The sequence below is a fragment of the Thiolapillus sp. genome, assembly GCF_048562965.1.
GTDB lineage: Bacteria > Pseudomonadota > Gammaproteobacteria > Chromatiales > Chromatiaceae > Thiolapillus > Thiolapillus brandeum_A.
In genome coordinates, this window is the sequence record NZ_JBHNMF010000522.1 from 1 (window position 1) to 2,233 (window position 2,233).

At 52.1% G+C, this 2,233-nt stretch carries 1 protein-coding gene; it reads right to left on the bottom strand.

Annotation, left to right across the window (positions count from 1 at the left end):
* On the bottom strand, positions 1-2,233 hold a 2,233-nt coding region (locus ACOCD2_RS17195), incomplete at both ends, for a TrlF family AAA-like ATPase (protein ID WP_419625826.1).

Here is a 2,233-nt window from a genome sequence, read left to right on the forward strand (position 1 = left end):
TTAGTGACAGCACCTTGGTCTAGTCCCCCTTGAACCCGTACTTCTCCACGCCCGTCATTCGCTTGGAAGGCGTAGATCAATTCCGCATCACCATTGACCGGCAAATTTGCATTATGGGTTGCCATGATGAGTTGGCGCTTAGACTTCACTTTACGGAGCATCGGGATCAGCTCCCTGAATACGAAGTTGGAATCCAACTCATCTTCAGGTTGATCGATGACAAGAGGTCCGCCTTCCTGCGCTAGCAATAAGGCGAGAGCGGCGGTATTTCGCTGGCCATCGGAGAGCGACCCTTCGGCTATGCTTCCCGCAGTCGAGCCGTCAGCCCGGAAGAGCTTCATATCGACAGTATCTTGCACCCGGGAACAACGAAGCTTTTGCCACCGTTCAAGGTTGTCTTGAATATGCTGGTACAACTCATGCGCGATAAAGTCGAAGTCAGCTCCGACCGTTCGATCTTCCCCAGAAAGGCGGTTATGGAGCACCTGCCACGGAGACTCGGCATCTAGCTGTGCAACAAAGAGCTCATACAGCGTTTGCCCATATTTTTCCCAATTTCTCCCGGGGCGAGTCCGTCCATCAGCGGGCGCAAACCCTTGCCACAGTTCGTGGAAATTCTTGTGATCCTGTTGGTACTTTGCTGAAACCTCAATAAAGCGCTGACGTCCCTCATTGAGAACAGCCTGCTCGTTGGCTCGCTCTGCCGCTTCTACCCGTTTCTGATACTGATTTCTCCAGATTTGATGCAATTGCTGCATAAGGACTTCTGGATCACCAGCCTCGTCTTTGAGCCGTTGGATTTCTGCGGCGGTCTCATCTATCTCCGTTTGCTTTTTGGCGCGGGACTGATTGATTTCCTGCAGATGGCCTACGTCATCCGGAGTTAAATCCTTGGCTGCACATGCTTCACTGAATTTGGTGTCTGCCTGGATCAGTTCCTCTTGGATTGCCACCCATGCCGAATCATCTGTTTTAAGCGATTCAATGGTGGCGCTGAACTGCTCAACGGCATCACGAATGGTCTTGGCAAGAGCGTCCTTGGCAGCTTTTACCTTGTCGTCATATTGCCGAAACCAGGCGGTGTGCGGTGAGTCTTCAACTTGAAATGGCGCATGGGAAGCCGCAACCGTATCAGCTAAATCAGCGACATCAGAAAACTGTTTGCCTGGCGTTCCAAAAAGGCTTTCAAGGTAACGGGATTCCGACTTGAGTTGTTGATGCCTGCGGGCGTCCTCCTGGATTTTGCTGCAAGCTTTCCACTGTCTGTCCAGCTCTTGATATTCCTGCAGTAACCGTTTGTGCTCTTTATCCAGCGCCTTGGCCTTGCGGAGATTGGCAAAGGAATCCTGAATCTGCCGCTTGAGCTTGCGTTCCTGGTCGGCCAGATCATCTATCTCCTTTTGGGTGAACCCATCAACCAGCTCCAATAGGCGCTGTGCCTGCCATACGCCACCCTCGTCCGCCTTTGATTCGGTCAGGCGGTTGAGCTGCTGTTGGCTGTAAAAACGGATGGGAAGACTGTTAAAAAAGGTCTCGGGGTCAGCCAAGTCGCGGCTATGTGCCATTGGACTGCCGTTTTGCCAAACGATACGATCCTCGACGCCATCGGCGCTGGTCCAGCACACCTCGAGTTCGGCACCGGGGGCGTTTAAGGTATCCCGTACTCGCTTGATACGTCCCCTGGTTCCGGTATCAAGGTCCTTGGTCTTGTCTTTGCCCAGGATGATTCGCAGGTACTCTAGCAAGGTCGATTTACCACTACCCCGGCCACCGATCACGCTGTTCATATTGGGCGAGAAATGCACCTCCTGGTCAGCCAGGAATGCAACGTTCTTGATCGAGATAGATCTTATCATTGCCTGCCGAACACGCTCGGCCGGATGTGTATCTGCCAACACATCTTCCGGGAGTATGATGCGTGACTCGTGGTCAAGGAACGCCTGGCGAAGTGATTCTATAGACGGCTCCGACATCTTAATCCACGAGTAACGGTAGCCAATACTGTTGGGAACTGGTTTCTGCTCCGAATCGACCTCCATCAGCTTCTTGTTGTCCGAGGACATCAATGTGGCAATAGGACGAATGCGTTTCCAGTCTTGTTGGCAATCATCACCTGAGCGGAACAGCTTCTGAAATCCATTGCTCATTCGAGTTATAGGTTTAGGAACCTCAACAGCAAGAAGTTCAGGATTTTGGTATTCCTCCTGTTGCAGCCACTCACTAATCCTGTCGT